The 20,792-nt window shown below is 70.1% G+C and carries 14 protein-coding genes and 3 rRNA genes; 13 read left to right on the top strand and 4 right to left on the bottom strand.

All coding sequences use genetic code 11. The features are described 5' to 3' along the window. Window positions 1–9: 9 nt before the first annotated feature. Window positions 10–2,118, top strand: a complete 2,109-nt coding sequence (locus KSNIM_RS11485; protein WP_263103141.1) for a PQQ-like beta-propeller repeat protein — start codon at window positions 10–12, stop codon at window positions 2,116–2,118. Between the two features lie 153 nt (window positions 2,119–2,271). On the opposite strand, the gene KSNIM_RS11480 is transcribed toward KSNIM_RS11485, so the two are convergent. Beyond that, window positions 2,272–2,781, bottom strand: coding sequence for an HNH endonuclease (locus KSNIM_RS11480; protein ID WP_263103140.1), 510 nt, complete (start codon window positions 2,779–2,781; stop codon window positions 2,272–2,274). A 249-nt stretch (window positions 2,782–3,030) separates the two neighbouring features. Here KSNIM_RS11480 and tyrS point away from each other — a divergent pair, with 249 nt between their 5' ends. The 6 genes from tyrS to KSNIM_RS11450 all read left to right on the top strand — a co-directional run bounded on the left by tyrS (window position 3,031) and on the right by KSNIM_RS11450 (window position 12,344). After that, window positions 3,031–4,296, top strand: coding sequence for a tyrosine--tRNA ligase (tyrS, locus tag KSNIM_RS11475; protein ID WP_263107908.1), 1,266 nt, complete (start codon window positions 3,031–3,033; stop codon window positions 4,294–4,296). A 570-nt stretch (window positions 4,297–4,866) separates the two neighbouring features. Further along, window positions 4,867–6,381: ribosomal RNA gene (locus tag KSNIM_RS11470) — 16S ribosomal RNA — on the top strand. Window positions 6,382–6,650: 269 nt separating this feature from the next. After that, window positions 6,651–9,756 (top strand): 23S ribosomal RNA (locus tag KSNIM_RS11465). A 108-nt stretch (window positions 9,757–9,864) separates the two neighbouring features. Next, window positions 9,865–9,981: ribosomal RNA gene (rrf, locus tag KSNIM_RS11460) — 5S ribosomal RNA — on the top strand. Together the 16S, 23S and 5S rRNA genes form the textbook arrangement of a ribosomal RNA operon. 150 nt (window positions 9,982–10,131) lie before the next feature. Next, window positions 10,132–11,526 (top strand): hypothetical protein, encoded by a 1,395-nt coding sequence (locus KSNIM_RS39070; RefSeq protein ID WP_317634008.1) that lies wholly within the window; start codon window positions 10,132–10,134, stop codon window positions 11,524–11,526. Further along, window positions 11,511–12,344, top strand: a complete 834-nt coding sequence (locus tag KSNIM_RS11450) for a tetratricopeptide repeat protein (RefSeq protein ID WP_263107907.1) — start codon at window positions 11,511–11,513, stop codon at window positions 12,342–12,344. Before KSNIM_RS39070 ends, KSNIM_RS11450 begins: the two co-directional genes overlap by 16 nt. Window positions 12,345–12,450: 106 nt before the next feature. On the opposite strand, the gene KSNIM_RS11445 is transcribed toward KSNIM_RS11450, so the two are convergent. Further along, window positions 12,451–13,815 (bottom strand): DUF1015 domain-containing protein, encoded by a 1,365-nt coding sequence (locus KSNIM_RS11445; protein ID WP_263103139.1) that lies wholly within the window; start codon window positions 13,813–13,815, stop codon window positions 12,451–12,453. Between the two features lie 243 nt (window positions 13,816–14,058). Here KSNIM_RS11445 and KSNIM_RS11440 point away from each other — a divergent pair, with 243 nt between their 5' ends. Further along, window positions 14,059–14,553, top strand: a complete 495-nt coding sequence (locus KSNIM_RS11440) for a tetratricopeptide repeat protein (RefSeq protein ID WP_263103138.1) — start codon at window positions 14,059–14,061, stop codon at window positions 14,551–14,553. A gap of 84 nt (window positions 14,554–14,637) precedes the next feature. Further along, entirely contained in the window at window positions 14,638–15,723 is a 1,086-nt protein-coding gene (locus KSNIM_RS11435) for an HAD-IIA family hydrolase (protein ID WP_263103137.1), read from the top strand. 48 nt (window positions 15,724–15,771) lie between these two features. Here the strand turns inward: KSNIM_RS11435 and KSNIM_RS11430 are convergent, their stop codons facing one another. After that, window positions 15,772–16,119: an SCP2 sterol-binding domain-containing protein gene (locus KSNIM_RS11430; RefSeq protein WP_263103136.1), complete on the bottom strand. Its 348-nt coding sequence runs from the start codon at window positions 16,117–16,119 to the stop codon at window positions 15,772–15,774. 161 nt (window positions 16,120–16,280) lie between these two features. On the opposite strand from KSNIM_RS11430, the gene KSNIM_RS11425 reads away from it, so the two are divergent. The 4 genes from KSNIM_RS11425 (at window position 16,281) to KSNIM_RS11410 (ending at window position 19,180) form a co-directional block, all read left to right on the top strand. Continuing rightward, window positions 16,281–17,165, top strand: a complete 885-nt coding sequence (locus KSNIM_RS11425; RefSeq protein ID WP_263103135.1) for a histone H1-like repetitive region-containing protein — start codon at window positions 16,281–16,283, stop codon at window positions 17,163–17,165. Continuing rightward, entirely contained in the window at window positions 17,158–17,316 is a 159-nt protein-coding gene (locus KSNIM_RS11420) for a hypothetical protein (protein ID WP_263103134.1), read from the top strand. Before KSNIM_RS11425 ends, KSNIM_RS11420 begins: the two co-directional genes overlap by 8 nt. A gap of 58 nt (window positions 17,317–17,374) precedes the next feature. Next, window positions 17,375–18,181: a TlyA family RNA methyltransferase gene (locus KSNIM_RS11415; RefSeq protein WP_263107906.1), complete on the top strand. Its 807-nt coding sequence runs from the start codon at window positions 17,375–17,377 to the stop codon at window positions 18,179–18,181. Between the two features lie 93 nt (window positions 18,182–18,274). Continuing rightward, complete coding sequence (locus tag KSNIM_RS11410) at window positions 18,275–19,180, top strand: NAD kinase (protein WP_263103133.1); 906 nt, start codon at window positions 18,275–18,277, stop codon at window positions 19,178–19,180. 61 nt (window positions 19,181–19,241) lie between these two features. On the opposite strand, the gene KSNIM_RS11405 is transcribed toward KSNIM_RS11410, so the two are convergent. Next, entirely contained in the window at window positions 19,242–20,744 is a 1,503-nt protein-coding gene (locus tag KSNIM_RS11405; protein ID WP_263103132.1) for a PLP-dependent aminotransferase family protein, read from the bottom strand. Window positions 20,745–20,792 lie beyond the last annotated feature (48 nt).

Below are 20,792 nucleotides of genomic sequence, written 5' to 3'. Positions count from 1 at the left end.
ACGGATTTCATGGCTCAGGACCCTCCCCGGACGTACGACCAGGGGTACCCGCACGACGGCACCGGCCAGCAGCCCACCGCAGGCCAGGACTACCAGCAGCAGGGCTGGTACCAGCCCCAGCCGGACCAGCCGGCCGACCCCTGGGCGGCCGCACAGCAGCAGCAGCCGTACCAGGCCGGCCCGGACCAGCAGACCTGGCAGCAGGGCGCCGACCAGCAGGCCTGGCAGCAGCAGACCGCCGCCTGGGACCCCACCCAGACCGCTCAGGCCTACCAGCAGCAGGCCTACGACCCGCAGGCCTATCAGCAGCAGGCCTACCAGCAGCAGGGCTATCAGCAGCAGACGGGCCAGCAGCAGGGCTACGACCAGCAGGGCTACTACGCGGGCGGGTACGAGCAGATCCCGCAGCAGACCGGCGACCCCCACCAGGCGAACGCCGCCTACACCGACCCCTACGCCGCCTACGGCGCGAGCTCCACCGGCACCGCCGACCCGTACGCGCAGATCACCACCGAGTCCTCGCCTTACGCCCCGGCCGACCCGGCGTACGACGGCTGGCAGACCCAGCAGCCGGAGATGCCGACCGTGGGCTTCCCGGACACCGGCGGCCAGGGCACGGCCACTCCTGCCGAGGACCCCGAGGCCACCTCCGCGGCCACCCTGAGCCCCTACGTCGTCACCCGCGACGACAAGTACCGCGACGACTACCGCGACGACGCGGACGGCGGTGACGCCGGCGGCCGCCGCTCGATCACCGACCGCGCCCGCGCGGCCGCGACCGCCGTCGTCTCCGCGGACCACGGCCCCGGCCGCCGCACCCTGCTGATCCGGGCCGGTGCCGGCGCCGCCGCGCTCGCCGTCCTGGTCACCGCCGCCGTCCTGGTGACCGGCGGCGACGACGGCGACAAGTCCGGCGGCGGCGAGGACTCCGCGGCCGCCCGCACCTACACCGTCGCGCACGCCAAGGCCTGGGCCGCCAAGCCCACCGCCGGCTCCGCGGCCTCCGCCGACGACACCCTCGCCGGCTCCTGGGTCACCGCCGACGCGGTGGTCCGCGCCGACGGCAACGGCGTGCAGGCGTACGCCCTCGCCGACGGGAAGCCCACCTGGTCCGTCACCGCCCCCAGTCAGGGCGCCGCCCCCTGCGGCCTCTCCCCGTCGGTCAACACCGCCGGCCTCGGCGGCGTGCTCTTCCGCACCGGCAGCGACCCCAAGAGCCCCTGCACCGTCCTCGCCGCCGTCGACACCAAGACCGGCAAGACCGCCTGGACGAAGAACCTCTCCGACACCAAGGACGGCTACGACGCCAAGGTCTCCGTCCTGGACGACAAGGTCGTTGCGGTCGGCGAGGACAAGGCGTTCGCCTGGGCCGCCGCGGACGGCAAGGACCTCTGGCAGTACACCGGCCAGGGCAAGTTCTGCAGCCTCTCCGGCGGCGCGAGCGGTGCCACGGTCGTGCTGCACAGCAGCTGCGCCGACAGCACCCCCACCGACCAGGCGGTCGCCCTCAACGCGGCCGACGGCAAGGTGAAGTGGTGGCGCGGGCTGAACAACAAGCCCAAGACCGTCACCGTGCTCTCCGCCGAACCCGCCGTCGTCGCCACCACCGGCGAGAAGCCCACCGACGACCGGATCTTCGCCTGGGGCACCTCCGGCGACCCGGCCGCCGAGATCCCGGTGACCGGCGACGCTGGCCGCCTCGACGTCGGCCGCGGCACCTTCGACACCGCGCCGACCGTCTTCTTCCACCAGAACACCATGGTCGCCGCGCTCGGCCCGGCCGACGGTGTCGGCGCCGCCACCTCCGTCACCGCCTACGACCTCGCCACCGGAAAGCCCACCTGGACGACCGCCATCGCGGAGAAGCGGAAGTCCCGCGCGGTCGGCCTGGACGGCGGCGGCCTGCTGCTCGCCGTCGACGAGCGCCTCGACCAGCCCGCGCACATCAGCCGCTTCGCCCTCGCGGGCGGCCAGGAGACCCAGGGCGGCGCCTTCCCGCAGGGCATCGGCTCGCTGCTCACGGCCGGCCGGGTGCTCTCCGCCGACGGCAAGGTCGTCGTGCTCCCCGAGCACTCGGCCAACTACGGCACCGCCACCGCCTTCCAGGCCAAGGGCTGACGCAGCGCACGCCGCCGGCCGGCCCGTCCCCCGATCGGGCCGGCCGGCGGCGTGCGTCCACCGGGCCGGGCAGCAGTGCCCGTCCCCGCCGTGCGGCCGCCGCCCGTGCGGGCACCGGCCGGTCGAGTGCCGGCCCGTCGGTCGCGGCCGGGGTCAGGCGCTGGCCGGCAGCCAGGCGGCGAGCTCGCGCAGCTCGCTGCCGCGCAGGCCGAGGGCGAGCATCAGGGTCGCCTCCGGCGTCGGCTCGAACGGCCGCCGCAGCAGCTTCATCCCGGCCTGCTCCGGCGTCCGGTCGGCCTTGCGCTGGTTGTCCTCCGGGCACGCGGCCACGGTGTTCATCCAGCTGTCGGCACCGCCGCGCGACCTGGGCACCAGGTGGTCCACGGTGGTCGCCCGGCGGCCGCAGTAGGCGCACTGGTGCTGGTCCCGGACGAGGACGCCCCGCCGCGACCACGGCGCGTGTTGTCGGAACGGCACCCGTACATAACGGTTCAGCCTGATCACCCGGGGGACCGGAACGGCCACACCGGTACCGCGCACCATCCCCAGCGGATGGGCGTGCTCCACGACCGCCTTGTCCTGCAGGACGAGCACCACGGCGCGCTTCAGCGACACCGTCGTCAGCGGCTCGTAGCTCGCATTCAGTACCAGCGTGTTGCGCATCGTTCCGGCCACCTCCCCTGTGCGGCCGCACCGCCAGGGCACGACCGTCCCGTCCTCGCCGCTCTCGGCGGTGGGTCCACTGTGAACTCGGGTGGCCACCGGCAACAACGGAATTTCCGTCCGCCCCGTGGCCGGGCGGAAATCCGCTGGCCGGATGCGCGTACTCTCTAGAACGCTGGAGTCGTCCAGGCACGCGGCCCACGGCGGGCCGCGGACACCGCCGGACGCGACCGAAGGAGAAGCGTGACCGTGACGGACATCGTCGACGAGCTCCGGTGGCGTGGGCTGATCGCCCTGTCCACCGACGAGGACGCACTGCGCAAGGCGTTCGCGGACGGCCCGGTCACGTTCTATTGCGGCTTCGACCCGACGGCGCCCAGCCTGCACCTCGGCAACCTGGTGCAGATCCTCACCATGAAGCGCCTGCAGCTGGCCGGAAACCTGCCCCTCGGCCTGGTCGGCGGCGCCACCGGTCTGATCGGCGACCCCAAGCCGACCGCCGAGCGCGTGCTCAACGACCCCGAGACGGTGGGCGGCTGGGTGGAGCGCCTGCGCGGCCAGATCTCGAAGTTCCTCGACTTCGAGGGCGAGTACGCGGCCCGCATGGTCAACAACCTGGACTGGACGTCCGGCATGTCGGCGATCAGCCTGCTGCGCGATGTGGGCAAGTACTTCCGGGTCAACAACATGATCGCCAAGGAGGCGGTCGCCCGTCGGCTCAACTCCGACGCGGGCATCAGCTACACCGAGTTCAGCTACCAGATCCTCCAGGGCATGGACTTCCTGGAGCTGAACCGCCGCTACGGCTGCGCCCTGCAGACCGGCGGCAGCGACCAGTGGGGCAACCTCACCGCCGGCACTGACCTGATCCGCAAGGCGGAGGGCAAGTCCGTCCACGCCCTGGCCACCCCGCTGATCGTCAAGGCCGACGGCACCAAGTTCGGCAAGACCGAGTCCGGCACGGTCTGGCTCGACCCCGAGCTGACCACCCCGTACGCCTTCTACCAGTTCTGGCTGAACGCGGACGACCGGGACGTCTCGAACTTCCTGCGGATCTTCTCCTTCCGCTCGCGCGAGGAGATCGAGCAGCTGGAGCGGGACACCGCCGAGCGTCCGGCCGCGCGCCTCGCCCAGCGGGCGCTGGCCGAGGAGCTCACCACGATGGTGCACGGCACCGAGCAGTACGAGCGTGCCGTCGCGGCCTCCAAGGCGCTCTTCGGCCAGGGCGACCTCGCCGACCTGGAGCCGGCCACCCTGGCCGCCGCGCTCGCCGAGGTTCCGAAGGCCACGGTCACCGAGCTGCAGTCGGTCGTCGACCTGCTGGTCGAGACCGGGCTCGCCCCGAGCCGCTCGGGTGCCCGCCGCACCATCAAGGAGGGCGGCGCCTACCTGAACAACGCGAAGGTCGCCGACGAGGAGGCCGTTCCTGCCGCCGAGGACCTGCTGCACGGCCGCTGGCTGGTGCTGCGGCGCGGCAAGCGCAACCTCGCCGCGGTCGAGGTCGCGTCGAACTGAGGCAGCTGACCTGACGTCAGGTGGCCTAAACCGCACCGCGGTTGAACAGCAGCTACACCCCACAGGGGCCGGATCCAGCCAGATCCGGCCCCGCGTGTTTGACGCTCGCAGCTCGGTGCCCTAACGTTGGACGAGTCGCCGAAACTGGTTGCGAACCGGTAACGGCCCCCTCCCTCCGACGAGTCGACCGTCGCACACCCCTTCGAGAAATCGGCCGGGAAATGTGCGCGAAAAACTCTGCTAGAGTTCGGGGGCGCCGAAAGGCGGAAAGCGAATCCGAAAAGCCCCGGAAAAACAGCCGGGTGCGGATCTGATAAGCTGGAAACACGAAAGAGCGAAACGCCCGGAGGGTCCGCTGGAAGGCGGTCCGAAGGAAGTGTCCGTTCCTTGAGAACTCAACAGCGTGCCAAAAGTCAACGCCAGATATGTTGACATCCCCGGCCGGTCGGGCAATCGATCGGTTGGAGATTCCTTTTGAAATAACACAGCGAGGACGCAGTGCGCGGGGCCACCTATTCCGGTGGTTGCCGTGCCGCTCAACGCGAGTGTGCACCCGATGACGGGTAATCATTCACGGAGAGTTTGATCCTGGCTCAGGACGAACGCTGGCGGCGTGCTTAACACATGCAAGTCGAACGGTGAAGCCCTTCGGGGTGGATCAGTGGCGAACGGGTGAGTAACACGTGGGCAATCTGCCCTGCACTCTGGGACAAGCCCTGGAAACGGGGTCTAATACCGGATACGACCTTCCTCTGCATGGGGGTTGGTGGAAAGCTCCGGCGGTGCAGGATGAGCCCGCGGCCTATCAGCTTGTTGGTGGGGTAATGGCCTACCAAGGCGACGACGGGTAGCCGGCCTGAGAGGGCGACCGGCCACACTGGGACTGAGACACGGCCCAGACTCCTACGGGAGGCAGCAGTGGGGAATATTGCACAATGGGCGAAAGCCTGATGCAGCGACGCCGCGTGAGGGATGACGGCCTTCGGGTTGTAAACCTCTTTCAGCAGGGAAGAAGCGCAAGTGACGGTACCTGCAGAAGAAGCACCGGCTAACTACGTGCCAGCAGCCGCGGTAATACGTAGGGTGCGAGCGTTGTCCGGAATTATTGGGCGTAAAGAGCTCGTAGGCGGCCTGTCGCGTCGGATGTGAAAGCCCGGGGCTTAACCCCGGGTCTGCATTCGATACGGGCAGGCTAGAGTGTGGTAGGGGAGATCGGAATTCCTGGTGTAGCGGTGAAATGCGCAGATATCAGGAGGAACACCGGTGGCGAAGGCGGATCTCTGGGCCATTACTGACGCTGAGGAGCGAAAGCGTGGGGAGCGAACAGGATTAGATACCCTGGTAGTCCACGCCGTAAACGTTGGGAACTAGGTGTTGGCGACATTCCACGTCGTCGGTGCCGCAGCTAACGCATTAAGTTCCCCGCCTGGGGAGTACGGCCGCAAGGCTAAAACTCAAAGGAATTGACGGGGGCCCGCACAAGCAGCGGAGCATGTGGCTTAATTCGACGCAACGCGAAGAACCTTACCAAGGCTTGACATACACCGGAAACTGGTAGAGATATCAGCCCCCTTGTGGTCGGTGTACAGGTGGTGCATGGTTGTCGTCAGCTCGTGTCGTGAGATGTTGGGTTAAGTCCCGCAACGAGCGCAACCCTTGTTCTGTGTTGCCAGCGAGTAATGTCGGGGACTCACAGGAGACTGCCGGGGTCAACTCGGAGGAAGGTGGGGACGACGTCAAATCATCATGCCCCTTATGTCTTGGGCTGCACACGTGCTACAATGGCCGGTACAAAGGGCTGCGATGCCGTGAGGCGGAGCGAATCCCAAAAAGCCGGTCTCAGTTCGGATTGGGGTCTGCAACTCGACCCCATGAAGTTGGAGTTGCTAGTAATCGCAGATCAGCATGCTGCGGTGAATACGTTCCCGGGCCTTGTACACACCGCCCGTCACGTCACGAAAGTCGGTAACACCCGAAGCCGGTGGCCTAACCCTTGGGAGGGAGCCGTCGAAGGTGGGACCAGCGATTGGGACGAAGTCGTAACAAGGTAGCCGTACCGGAAGGTGCGGCTGGATCACCTCCTTTCTAAGGAGCGCACGGCAGCTTCGGACGAGTGTTCCGGAGTGCTAGCTCATGGGTGGAACGTTGACTATTCGGCACGGACAGAGTCATGGACGCTAGTACTGCTTCGGCGTGGAACGCGTGATGTGAACTGTTCGGGTCGGGCACGCTGTTGGGTCCTGAGGGAACGAAGGTTTCCTCGTGGATGCCGGCTCCACTTGATGCACTCTCGGGTGTGGATGGTGGGTGTCTGGTCGTTGTTTGAGAACTGCACAGTGGACGCGAGCATCTGTGGCCAAGTTTTTAAGGGCGCACGGTGGATGCCTTGGCACCAGGAACCGATGAAGGACGTGGGAGGCCGCGATAGGCCCCGGGGAGCTGTCAACCGAGCTTTGATCCGGGGGTGTCCGAATGGGGAAACCCGGCAGTCGTCATGGGCTGTCACCCTTACCTGAACACATAGGGTAAGTGGAGGGAACGCGGGGAAGTGAAACATCTCAGTACCCGCAGGAAGAGAAAACAACCGTGATTCCGGGAGTAGTGGCGAGCGAAACCGGATGAGGCTAAACCTTGAGCGTGTGAGACCCGGCAGGGGTTGCGCTCGGGGGGTTGTGGGAATGAGCTTGATCGGTCTGCCGGCCGGTCGGCGAGTCAGAAACCGTTGGTGTAGTCGAAGGACATGCGAAAGGTCCGGCGTAGAGGGTAAGACCCCCGTAGACGAAACATTAGCGGCTTGCTTGCTCATCTCCCAAGTAGCACGGGGCCCGAGAAATCCCGTGTGAATCTGGCGGGACCACCCGCTAAGCCTAAATATTCCCTGGTGACCGATAGCGGATAGTACCGTGAGGGAATGGTGAAAAGTACCGCGGGAGCGGAGTGAAATAGTACCTGAAACCGTGTGCCTACAAGCCGTGGGGGCAGTCTTCGGACTGTGACTGCGTGCCTTTTGAAGAATGAGCCTGCGAGTTTGCGGTGTGTAGCGAGGTTAACCCGTGTGGGGTAGCCGTAGCGAAAGCGAGTCCGAATAGGGCGTTTGAGTTGCATGCCCAAGACCCGAAGCGGAGTGATCTAGCCATGGGCAGGTTGAAGCGCGGGTAAGACCGTGTGGAGGACCGAACCCACCAGGGTTGAAAACCTGGGGGATGACCTGTGGTTAGGGGTGAAAGGCCAATCAAACTCCGTGATAGCTGGTTCTCCCCGAAATGCATTTAGGTGCAGCGTCGCGTGTTTCTTGCCGGAGGTAGAGCACTGGATAGGCGATGGGCCTCACCGGGTTACTGACCTTAGCCAAACTCCGAATGCCGGTAAGTGAGAGCGCGGCAGTGAGACTGTGGGGGATAAGCTCCATGGTCGAGAGGGAAACAGCCCAGAACACCGACTAAGGTCCCTAAGCGTGTGCTAAGTGGGAAAGGATGTGGAGTCGCAGAGACAACCAGGAGGTTGGCTTAGAAGCAGCCACCCTTGAAAGAGTGCGTAATAGCTCACTGGTCAAGTGATTCCGCGCCGACAATGTAGCGGGGCTCAAGCACATCACCGAAGTCGTGTCATTGCAGCAATACTCCCAACGGAGGCTGTGATGGGTAGGGGAGCGTCGTGTGCCGGGTGAAGCGGCCGAGGAATCGAGTCGTGGACGGTTCACGAGTGAGAATGCAGGCATGAGTAGCGATACAAGAGTGGGAAACTCTTGCGCCGATTGACCAAGGGTTCCTGGGTCAAGCTGATCTGCCCAGGGTAAGTCGGGACCTAAGGCGAGGCCGACAGGCGTAGTCGATGGACAACGGGTTGATATTCCCGTACCCGCTTTGAAGCGCCAACGCTGAACCCTCTGATGCTAAGCCCGTGAAGCCGTCCCGGATCCTTCGGGTGAAGGGGAGTGGTGGAGCCGGTGGCCCAAGGTGGTAGTAGGTGAGCGATGGGGTGACGCAGGAAGGTAGTCCAGCCCGGGCGGTGGTTGTCCCGGGGTAAGGGTGTAGGCCGAGTGATAGGCAAATCCGTCACTCATTGAGGCTGAGACCTGATGCCGAGCCGATTGTGGTGAAGTGGATGATCCTATGCTGTCGAGAAAAGCCTCTAGCGAGTTTCATGGCGGCCCGTACCCCAAACCGACTCAGGTGGTCAGGTAGAGAATACCGAGGCGTTCGGGTGAACTGTGGTTAAGGAACTCGGCAAAATGCCCCCGTAACTTCGGGAGAAGGGGGGCCAGCCCTGGTGACGACCTTTACGGTCTGAGCTGGGGGTGGCCGCAGAGACCAGCGAGAAGCGACTGTTTACTAAAAACACAGGTCCGTGCGAAGCCGTAAGGCGATGTATACGGACTGACGCCTGCCCGGTGCTGGAACGTTAAGGGGACCGGTTAGTCCGATTTCGGTCGGGCGAAGCTGAGAACTTAAGCGCCAGTAAACGGCGGTGGTAACTATAACCATCCTAAGGTAGCGAAATTCCTTGTCGGGTAAGTTCCGACCTGCACGAATGGCGTAACGACTTCTCGACTGTCTCAACCACAGGCCCGGTGAAATTGCATTACGAGTAAAGATGCTCGTTTCGCGCAGCAGGACGGAAAGACCCCGGGACCTTTACTATAGCTTGATATTGGTGTTCGGTTCGGCTTGTGTAGGATAGGTGGGAGACTGTGAAGCAGCAACGCCAGTTGTTGTGGAGTCGCCGTTGAAATACCACTCTGGTCGTGCTGGATGTCTAACCTGGGTCCGTGATCCGGATCAGGGACAGTGTCTGGTGGGTAGTTTAACTGGGGCGGTTGCCTCCTAAAGGGTAACGGAGGCGCCCAAAGGTTCCCTCAGCCTGGTTGGCAATCAGGTGTTGAGTGTAAGTGCACAAGGGAGCTTGACTGTGAGACTGACGGGTCGAGCAGGTACGAAAGTAGGGACTAGTGATCCGGCGGTGGCTTGTGGAAGCGCCGTCGCTCAACGGATAAAAGGTACCCCGGGGATAACAGGCTGATCTTCCCCAAGAGTCCATATCGACGGGATGGTTTGGCACCTCGATGTCGGCTCGTCGCATCCTGGGGCTGGAGTAGGTCCCAAGGGTTGGGCTGTTCGCCCATTAAAGCGGTACGCGAGCTGGGTTTAGAACGTCGTGAGACAGTTCGGTCCCTATCCGCTGTGCGCGTAGGAGTGTTGAGAAGGGCTGTCCCTAGTACGAGAGGACCGGGACGGACGAACCTCTGGTGTGCCAGTTGTCCTGCCAAGGGCATGGCTGGTTGGCTACGTTCGGGAGGGATAACCGCTGAAAGCATCTAAGCGGGAAGCCTGCTTCGAGATGAGCACTCCCACCTCCTTGAGAGGGTAAGGCTCCCAGTAGACGACTGGGTTGATAGGCCGGATATGGAAGCCCAGTAATGGGTGGAGTTGACCGGTACTAATAGGCCGAGGGCTTGTCCTCAGACGCTCGCGTTCACTGTGTGGTTCCCGGGTAGCGAACAGCTATCGCCGGCGAACGAAGTAACACTTATCAACTGAAAAGTGTGTTTCGCTGAATACCCGATAGGGTTTCGGTGGTCATAGCACGAGGGAAACGCCCGGTTACATTCCGAACCCGGAAGCTAAGCCTCGTAGCGCCGATGGTACTGCAGGGGGGACCCTGTGGGAGAGTAGGACGCCGCCGAACAATTATTCAAAGGCCGCGGCCCCAGCGATTCGCTGGGGCCGCGGCCTTTTGCGTTTTCCGCGGACACGAACGAGCAACCACGGCAAGGGAGTTCGAGCCCGGACGCGGCTCGGCACCCGATGCCGGACAATGGAAGAGGCGTGTGGCCGTATGGTCGCCGCCGGGCCGTACAGGGCGTTGGTGTCGCTGCCGACGGACGTCGAAACGGCCGAGTTGAAGCAGCAGAAGGAGCCACCGGAATGTCGAACCCGCCCCAGGACCGTCCCGAGCGTCGATCGGACGACGGCCGCGGCTACCAGCCCCGGTCGCGCGGGGGCTGGTCTAACGACCGCGACCGCGGCCCGCGCCGTGACGACCGCGGCGAGGGCGGCTACCGCCGTGACGACCGTGACCGTCCGCGTCGTGACGACCGTCCGTCGTACGGGGACCGTCCGTCCGGTGGTGGCGGTGGCTACCGCGGCCGCGACGACCGCCCGTCGTACGGCGACCGCCCCCGTCGCGATGACCGCCCGTCGTACGGTGACCGTCCGCGTCGTGACGACCGTCCGTCGTACGGGGACCGTCCGTCCGGTGGTGGCGGTGACCGTCCGCGTCGCGACGACCGCCCGTCGTACGGTGACCGTCCGCGTCGTGACGACCGCCCGTCCTACGGGGACCGTGAGCGTCGTGACGACCGCCCGCGTGGTGAGTTCCGTCGTGACGAGCGTCCGTCGTACGGTGACCGTCCGCGTCGCGATGACCGTCCGTCGTACGGGGACCGTCCGTCCGGTGGTGGCGGTGACCGTCCGCGTCGCGACGACCGCCCGTCGTACGGTGACCGTCCGCGTCGCGATGACCGCCCGTCGTACGGTGACCGTCCGCGTCGCGATGACCGCCCGTCGTACGGTGACCGTCCGCGTCGCGATGACCGCCCGTCGTACGGTGACCGTCCGCGTCGCGACGACCGTCCGTCGTACGGGGACCGTCCGTCCGGTGGTGGCGGTGGCTACCGCGGCCGCGACGACCGCCCCTCGTACGGCGACCGCCCGCGTCGTGACGACCGCCCGTCCTACGGGGACCGTGAGCGTCGTGACGACCGCCCGCGTGGTGAGTTCCGTCGTGACGAGCGCCCGTCCTACGGTGACCGTCCGCGTCGTGACGACCGCCCCCGTGGTGAGTTCCGTCGTGACGAGCGTCCGTCCTACGGGGACCGTCCGCGTCGCGACGACCGCCCGTCGTACGGCGACCGTCCGTCCGGTGGCGGCGGTGGCTACCGCGGCCGTGACGAGCGGCCGTCCTACGGTGACCGTCCGCGTCGCGACGACCGCCCGTCGTACGGCGACCGTCCGTCGGGTGGTGGCTACCGCGGCCGTGACGACCGCGGTGGGCGCGGTGCCGGCCGGCCGTACGGGGACCGCGGGGACCGGGGCGGGCGCTTCGAGGGCCGCCGGGACGACCGCCGGGACTACGACGACCGTCGTGGCTCCCAGGAGCCCGTCCAGCGGCTGCCGATCCCGGAGGACGTCACCGGGTTCGAGATCGACGCCGATGTGCGCCAGGACCTGAAGAGCCTGCCGAAGACGCTGGCCGACGACGTCGCGCGCAACCTGGTGATGGTCGCCCGCCTGCTCGACAGCGAGCCGGAGGAGGCCTACAAGTACTCGCGGGTCGCGCTGCGGCTGGCCTCGCGCGTCGCGAGCGTCCGTGAGGCGGCCGGTTTCGCCTCCTACATGACGCAGCGTTACTCGGAGGCGCTGACCGAGTTCCGCGCCGCCCGCCGGATGACCGGCCGTGCCGACCTGTGGCCGGTGATGGCGGACTGCGAGCGCGGCCTGGGCCGTCCGGAGCGGGCGCTGGCGATGGCCGGCGAGCCCGAGGTGAAGCAGCTGGACAAGGCCGGCCAGGTCGAGATGCGCCTGGTCGCCGCGGGTGCCCGCAGCGACATGGAGCAGTTCGACGCCGCCGTGGTGACGCTGCAGAGCCCCGAGCTCGCGTCCAGCGCCATCCACCCGTGGACCGCCCGTCTGCGGTACGCCTACGCGGAGGCGCTGATCGCCGCCGGGCGCGGCGAGGAGGCCCGCGACTGGTTCGCGAAGGCGGCCGAGGCCGACACCGAGGGTTCCACCAACGCCTCGGAGCGGCTGGCCGAGATCGACGGCCTGGAGTTCGTCGACGCGCTCGAGGAGAGCGAGGCGGAGGAGGAGGCCGAGCAGGCCGAGGCCCCCGTCCGCAAGATCGCGCACGACGAGATCGGCGACGACCGCGTCATCTACGAGGACGAGGAAGACGTCGAGGAGTACTACGACGAGGACGACCTCGAGATCGACGAGGTCGAGGAGTCCGAGGCGAAGGACGGCGGCGAGGGCGAGCCGAGGCGCGACTGATCCGGCGTCCCCCGGGACCCGAGTGACGGAGGGCCCCACCGCGGCTGCGGTGGGGCCCTCCGCCGTTGTGCGTCCAAGTGCGTCCTCGTGCGCGGTGGGGCCGGCCTCAGCCGAGCGTGAGGGAGCGGAGCACCAGGCCGGTCGCGGGCTTCGGGCCGAAGGAGGTCGACTTGCGCGGCATGGTGACGCCCTGTTCGGCCAGCCGCCGGACGACCCGCTCCTCGACCGGGTGGAGCAGGACGGCGGTGCCGCCGCTACGGGCGGCCTCCTGCTCGGCGGCACGCGCGGTGTGCAGGTATCCGATGTGGTCGGGGGCGTCCGGGACCTGCCAGGTGTGCTCCAGCAGCGTCTCGTGCAGCACGGTGGCGTCCAGCCGGCGCCACTCCTCGGGCCGGTCGGTGCGGACGGTGGCGGCGATCCGCTCCTCGTCCGGTTCGCCGACCAGCCGGTACACCCCGTCCCCGCCGGTCAGTACGAAGGCGTTGCCGCCGTGCTCCTTGGCCTCGGCGAGGGCCTGCAGTGCGGCGTCCAGCGGTCCGGGCACCTCCTTGACCTGCCAGTGCGGGCCGAGCGCGGCGACCGCGGTGGCGACCGGCAGGCGGTACAGGACGCGGTGGATCGCCCGCACGTTGAGCGGGTAGCGGGCCGTGTCGACGAGCAGCACCATGCCGCGGTCCCAGGGGCTGCGCGGCAGGTGGCGGTGCTCGCGCTGCAGCCGCAGGTACATCTCCCAGCGGTGGTGGCCGTCGGCGATCAGGGCCCGGCAGGTGGCGAGGTCGCGGGTGACCTCGGCGAAGTCGGCGGGGTCGGTGACCGCCCAGAGGCGGTGGTCGGTGCCGTCGCTGGTCGTGGTGGCGAGCAGCGGCTCGCGGCCGGCGGCGCGCTCGATCACGCCGGCGGCGCCGCCGTTGCCGCGGTAGGTGAGCAGCAGCGGTTCGAGGTTGGCGCGGGTCGTGCGCATCAGGCCCACCCGGTCGGCCACCGGGCGCGGCATGACGTCCTCGTGCGGCAGGACGACGCCGGCCTCGCGGCCGCTGACGGCGAGGGCGCCGATCAGGCCGCGCTGCAGGGTGCCGCCGCCGGCCTCGTGGGTGCGCTGCTCGTAGACGTACAGCGCGGGCACCGGGTCGGCCGCGAGGACGCCCTGCGACTGCCATTCGGCGAGCAGCCGGGCGGCGTGCCGGTAGCGGGTGTCGCGGTCGGGACGGTCCCCGGCGTCCTCCGGTTCGGGGCGGGGGAGGATCAGCCGGACCACGTTGTGCGGGTCGGCGGTCTCCAGGTCCTGCCGGCGGCCGGGGTCGACCACGTCGTACGGCGGCGACGTGACCGCGGCGAGGGTACCGACCCGGTCCGGGACGTACCGCAGGCCGCGGAAGGGGGACAGGGACAGCCCTGCGGTCGCGACGTGCCCGGGGTCGCCGGGGCCGCCCGCCGGAGCCGCAGCTCCGCTGTCCGCACTGGGTGCACTCATCGAATCTCCTCGCGTGGAAACCCCTGCCTCCGATCGGGGGGCCGGTGTTCACGTACAGGATCGCAGCAGGCGAGGCGGCGTCCCTCCGTATCGGTATCAGTGCACGCACCGCGGGGTGCCCCGGGGACGTGATCACGGGCGCGGATCGGGGCATGTTCACCGGGTGGGGAGTGTTGCCAGATCGGTGGAGAGGCCGGGGCGCCCGGTGACGGGCCCGGGCCGGGACGGGGAGCGAGGGACGGCATGAGCGGAGGCCAGGAGCGGGTGGGCGGCAGCGAGGGGACGGGCGCGCCCGAGGGCGACGTGTACGACTGGTTCCGGCGCGGGGTGCAGCTGCTGGACCAGCGGCACCCGGCGGCGGCCGTGCAGTTGCTGGCGCGTGCCGCCGAGGCGGAGCCGGGTTCCCGGTCGATCCGGGAGGCACTGGCCCGCGCCCAGTTCGACGCCGGTTCGTACGCGGCGGCGCTGGAGAGCTTCCGGGCCGTTGCGCTGGCCGATCCGTCCGACGACTACGCTCAGTTCGGGTGGGGCGTGGCGGCGGCCCGGCTGGGCGACTTCGATGCGTCCGCCGAGCACCTGGCGCTGGCGGTCGCCATGCGACCGGAGAACGCCCACTACCGGGCTGCGCTGAGGCAGACCAGGGCGACGCTCGCCGCGCGGGCCGGGGCCTTCGGGCCGCTGATGCCCGGGGCGCCGGGCTACCTGGCGCCGCCGGAGGAGCCCGACGGCGGGGAGTGAGGTGCGGCAACGGCGCCGCGGCCCGGGCGACGACGCACGACGACGCACGACGGTGCACGACGACGGAACGAGGACGAGCAGGCGATGACGGACACCGCGACCAGCCGGGCCACTGCAGCGACGACCACCGGAGCGGCCACCACCGGAGCGGGCCGGGGGCGGACCGCTCCGGGCGGGTCCGACCGGCCGCTCACCGAGGCGTACGACACCGCACTGCTGGACCTGGACGGCGTCGTCTACGCCGGGCCGCACGCGATCGAGCACGCCGTGGAATCCCTGGCCACCGCGCGGGACGCCGGGATGCGGCTGGCCTACGTCACCAACAACGCCTCCCGGCCGCCGCGGGTGGTGGCCGAGCACCTGACCGAGCTCGGCGTGCCGGCGGAGGCCGCGGACGTGATCAACTCGGCGCAGGCGGCGGCCCGGCTGGTCGCGGCGGAGGTGCCGGCCGGGTCGAAGGTGCTGGTGTGCGGCGGCGCCGGCCTGGTCGAGGCGCTGGCCGAGCACGGCCTGGTCGCCGTCCGGTCGATGGACGAGCAGCCGGTGGCGGTGGTGCAGGGCTTCGACCCGTCGCTCGGCTGGAAGGACCTCGCGGAGGCCTCGTACGCGGTGGCCGCGGGGCTGCCCTGGATCGCCTCCAACACGGACCTGACCGTGCCGACCGGGCGCGGCATCGCGCCGGGGAACGGCATGCTGGTGGCGGCCGTCCGGGCGGCGACCGGCAAGGAGCCGCAGGTGGCGGGCAAGCCGCTGCCGCCGATGCACCGCGAGACGGTGATCCGCACCGGCGCGCAGCGGCCGCTGGTGGTCGGCGACCGGCTGGACACCGACATCGAGGGCGCCTTCAACGGCGGGGTCGACAGCCTGCTGGTGTTCACCGGCATCGCCACGCCCGCCCAGCTGCTCGCTGCACCGGTCGAGCACCGGCCGACGTACCTGGCGGCCGACCTGCGCGGTCTGCTCACCGCCCAGCCGGAGGTCTCCGAGGCCGACGGCGGGCACGCGTGCGGTGGTTGGACCGCCCGGGCGACGGACGGCGTGCTGACGCTCGACGGCTCCGGCGACCGGTGGGACGGCCTGCGGGCGCTGTGCGCGGCGGCCTGGACGGCGATGGACGCGGACGGCACTCCCGCGGACGGGCGGAAGGCGCTGGCCGACCTCGGCTTCTGAGGCCGGGCCGTCCGGGCCCGGCTGCCCCGCCGGGCGGTCGGGCGGCGGTCAGAGCAGGGTGCGCAGCCGCAGCAGGTCGCGGAAGCCGGCCTCCAGGCGGACGCGGCCGGCGGCCCAGGCCGAGGCGAAGTTGAGCCGTCCGCCGACGAGGGCGACCAGGTCGTCGCCGGACATCGCGAGTCGGATGTCGGCCTTGGTGGCGGGCTTGCCGGGGGCCTCGGTCACGTCGGCGATCCGGCCGTCGCGCAGGCGGCCGGTGAAGGTCAGGTCGAGGTCGGTGAGGTGGCAGGTCAGCGAGCGGTCCAGGGCTGCCGCCTTGCGGACGTCGCCGTCGGAGCCGGCCAGGTTGCGGCTGAGCTGTTCCAGTGCCGCGCGGCACTCCTCGATGCTGGCCATCGCGTCCTGCTCCCGTCGACCACGGTCGGAGGGCCGGGCGGCCGTCCGATCGCCCCCACGCTAACCCAGTGGGGGAACCCGGCCGGTCGTGCGGTGCAGCGGTGCGGGGGCGGTACGGGGTAGCGTCGGAGCGGACCCGGGCAAGCGGAGGAGGCGTTCGGATGCTGCGTGATGCAGTGCGGGGCGTGGTGGTGGTCGCGGCGGGGATCGCGGAGGAGGCGGGCCGCCGGGTGGTGGGGGCGGCGTCGGACCTGCTGGAGCGCAGCGGCGTGGATGTCGCCGCGGTGGAGAAGCGGGTCGCCGAGCAGGTGCCGCCCTCGGTGCGGTCGCTGCAGATATTGGCGACCGAGGCGGTGACGGTCGGCCGGGCCGGTGTCGATCTCGCGGTCGGGGTGGCCCGTGGCGAGGTGGAGCGGGTGTTCGAGCGGGTCGGCGACCAGATGGTGAAGGTCGGCGTCGTGCTGAGCTACCTGGAGGGCAAGCTCCGGTCGGTCGACGATGAGGACGAGACCGCGTCGGCGCCGCCCGCGGCCGCGAAGCCCGCGAACCGGGCGGACGGCCTGTTCGACGCCGGGTGGGACGACGGGGAGCCCGAGCCGGTGGTCACCGAGCCGCGGCCCGGTCCGGCACGCCCCGAGGCCGCCGCCCAGCCGGCGGCCGAGGCCGCGCCGGAGGCCGGGAAGGCCGCCGCGGCGCCGAGCGGTGCCGCGAAGAAGGCGCCCGCGAAGCGCACGCCGGCGAAGAAGACCGCCGAGCAGCCGGCCGCCGCAGACGGGACCACGGCAGACGGCGGTACGGCAGGCGGCAGCACGGCAGCCGAGGCCGCCGCAGAGAAGACCGCCGCCGACCGGACCGCGGCCAGGAAGACGACCGCGAAGAAGACCACCGCGAAGAAGACGACCACCAAGAAGACCACCACCCGCAAGGCGACCGCGAAGCGCACCGCCGCGCAGCCGGCCACCGTGAAGAAGGCGGCGGGGAAGAAGACCGTCGTCAAGAAGACGGTGACCCGCCGCCAGCCCCCGAAGGAGGACGGCGGTGCCTGAGCAGCCCGCCCGCACCGGTCACCCGCCGGTGGACGACGCGCTGGCCCGGCTGGAGGCGCTGGACGGGGCGGAGACCGAGGCGCACCCCGCGGTGTACGAAGATGTTCACCAGCGGCTCACGGACATCCTGGCCGCCCTCGACGACGAGTGACCGCCCGCTCCGGCCGTGCCGGCCGGAGCGGCGTGTAGGAGATGGAACAGCAGTGGCAGTGGCACGACGCCGACTCGACGCGGAGCTGGTGCGCCGCAAGCTGGCCCGGTCGCGGGAGCACGCGAGCGAACTGATCGCGGCAGGCCGGGTGACGGTCGGCGGCACCACCGCGACCAAGCCGGCCACCCAGGTGGAGACCTCGGCGGCGGTCGTGGTGGCGAAGGACGACAGCGACCCGGACTACGTGTCGCGCGGCGGCCACAAGCTGGCGGGCGCGTTCGCCGCGTTCGTCCCGCAGGGCCTGGTGGTCGAGGGGCGGCGGGCGTTGGACGCCGGTGCGTCGACCGGCGGCTTCACCGACGTGCTGCTGCGGACCGGGGCGGCGCACGTCCTGGCGGTCGACGTCGGCTACGGGCAGCTGGCCTGGTCGCTGCAGAGCGACGAGCGGGTCACCGTGATGGACCGCACCAACGTGCGGGAGCTGACCGTGGAGGGGATCGGCGGGACGCCGGTCGACCTGGTGGTGGGCGATCTGTCATTCATCTCGCTGGGGCTGGTGCTGCCGGCCCTGGCGGGCTGCTGTGCGCCGGATGCAGACCTGGTGCTGATGGTCAAGCCACAGTTCGAGATCGGCAAGGAACGGCTCGGCAGCGGCGGTGTGGTGCGCAGTCCGGAACTCCGGGCCGAGACGATCCGTCAGGTAGCAGGGGAGGCCTGGCGGCTCGGGCTGGGAGTGCGGGCGGTCACGGCCAGCCCGCTGCCGGGGCCGTCCGGCAACGTCGAGTACTTCCTGTGGCTGCGGCGGGACGCGCCGCAGCTGGACCCGGCCGAGGCGGACCGGGCCGTCGCGGAGGGCCCCCGATAGGGTGCTGGACGGACGTCCTGCCCCCGCCGCAGCGTGGTGGTGGCCGTACGGATCGACGACGATCCGGAAGACGTTAGGGAGAGGGCAGCGGGCATGAGCGAGGAACGTACGGTCTTCCTGATCGCGCACACCGGCCGTGAGGCGGCGCTGCGCAGCGTGGAAGGGCTGGTGCACGGCCTGCTGAAGGCGGGGATCAGGATCCGGCTGCTGGCGTCCGAGGCGGTCGGCCTCGACCTGCCGGAGGGGGTCGAGCGGGTGCCGGGCGGGCACGGGGCGGCGGACGGCTGCGAGCTGATCCTCGTCGCGGGCGGCGACGGCACGCTGCTGCGGGGGGCGGAGCTGGCCCGCGAGTCGGGGCTGCCGATGCTCGGGATCAACCTGGGGCGGGTGGGCTTCCTCGCGGAGGCCGAGCGGGACGACCTGGCGGTCGTGGTCGAGCGGGTGGTCGACGCCGACTACGAGGTCGAGGAGCGGATGACGGTCGACGTCCTGGTGCGCACCAACGGGGACGTGATCCACGAGGACTGGGCGCTGAACGAGGCGTCGATCGAGAAGGCGGCCCGGGAGCGGATGCTGGAGGTGGTCACCGAGGTCGACGGCCGGCCGGTGTCCAACTTCGGCTGCGACGGGGTGGTCTGTGCGACGCCGACCGGGTCGACGGCCTACGCGTTCTCGGGCGGCGGGCCGGTGGTGTGGCCCGAGGTGGAGGCGCTGCTGATGGTGCCGATCAGTGCGCACGCGCTGTTCGCCCGGCCGCTGGTGACCTCGCCCGAGTCGGTGCTGGCGGTGGAGGTGCAGCAGAAGACCCCGCACGGGGTGCTCTGGCTGGACGGGCGCCGCTCGGTCGAACTCCCCGCCGGGGCACGGGTGGAGGTGCGCCGGGGCAAGACGCCGGTGCGGCTCGCGCGGCTGCACCGGGCGCCGTTCACCGACCGGCTGGTGGCCAAGTTCGCGCTGCCGGTGACGGGTTGGCGCGGCCGTGGGGGCAACCACCACTGATGTCCCGCGGCCGTACGGGTCGGTGACGGCCGGTCGGCCGCGGGGAACCGGCGACGCCGGGTCAGACCGCGAGCGGCTGGGGGTCGCCGGCCGCCGACGCCCGGTTGCTGCCGCGGGCGGCCCGCGCGGCGGCCTCGGCGAGCCGTTCCACGGCGGCCGGTGCGGCGGCCGGCGGCACGGTGAGGGGGATGCGAAGGTGGTTCTCGAAGGCGCCGTCCACGCCGAACCGGGCACCCGCCGCGAGCCGGACGCCGATCCGCTCGCCCGCCCGCGCGAGTGCCGTCCCGGAGGTGCCGGCGGTGGCGAGCCAGAGTGCGAGTCCGCCCGGCGGCAGGGTGAACTCCCAGTCGGGGAGCCGCAGTCGTAGTTCCGCGGCGAGGGCGTCGGCGCTGGCCCGGAGCCGCTGCAGCTGGTGCGCGCGGACCTCGTCGAGCTGTTCGGCGATCATCTCGGCGGCGATCAGCTGGTCGAGGACGGGCGTCCCGACGTCGCCGAACACCCGGTCCGAGGCCAACTGCCGCACCAGGGCGGGCGTGGCGCGCAGCCAGCCGATCCGCAGGCCGCCCCAGAGCAGCTTGCTGGCCGAGCCGACGGTGACCACCTGGGCGGTGCGGTCGAGGGCGGCGACCGGCCTGGGCAGGGCGCTGTCGTCGGTGCCCCAGCCGAGTTCGGCGGTGGTCTCGTCGACGAGCAGCACCGTGCCGGCGGTGCGGGCGGCGGCCAGCAGGGCGCGGCGCTGCTCCTCGGGGACGAGTGCGCCGGTCGGGTTGTGGAAGTCCGGGACGACGTACGCCACCCTGGGGGCGGTGTCGCGCAGGGCGCGGCGCCAGGCGGCGAGGTCCCACTGCGCCGCCGGCCCGGTGGGACGGGCCAGTGGGACGGGGACGAGGCGGGCACCGGCCCGGCGCAGCAGCTGCAGGCTGTGGGCGTAGCTGGGCGCCTCGACGGCGACCCGGTCGCCGCGGCCGAGCAGGGCCCGCCGGGCGAGCTGCAGGGCGCCCATGGCGCCGGTGGTGACGAGGATCTGGTCGGCGGAGGTGGGCAGGCCGCGGGCGGTGAAGCGGCGGGCGATCGCCTCGCGCAGGACGGGCACGCCGGTCGGGTAGTGGCCGTGCCCGGCGGCGTACGCGGGCAGCTGTTCCAGGGCGCGGGCTGCGGCCCGGCCGAAGTGGGGCTGCGGGGCGGGCAGTGCGGCGACGCCGAGGTCGATGACGGTGTCGCGCTGGTCCGGCGGGACGGGCTGCAGGGCGTCGGCGGGCGGCCGGGTGCCCTCCGGGAGGACCGTCCAGCTGCCGGCGCCGCGGCGGCTGCGCAGATAGCCGTCGGTGCGCAGGGCCTCGTAGGCCGTGGCGACGGTGGTGCGGCTGAGCGCCAGTTCGGCGGCGAGTTCGCGTTCGGCGGGCAGCCGGGTGCCGACCGGGAGGCGGCCGTCGGCGAGCAGCGTCCGGACCTGTCCGGCGAGCGTGCGGTACGCGGAGCGGCGGCCGTCGCCCTCGGGTGTGCGGGCCGTGCGCAAGAGCCGGGCGAAAGCGGGCGGGGTGATCGTGGTGTGCCACTCGGACATCGGATTTTCCAGTCCACCTGATTCGAATTGGACCTGGATGGGGGTGGT

The organism is Kitasatospora sp. DSM 101779 (genome assembly GCF_025655475.1).
Taxonomy (GTDB): Bacteria; Actinomycetota; Actinomycetes; order Streptomycetales; family Streptomycetaceae; genus Kitasatospora.
This window is presented reverse-complemented; position numbering and strand designations above follow the sequence as displayed.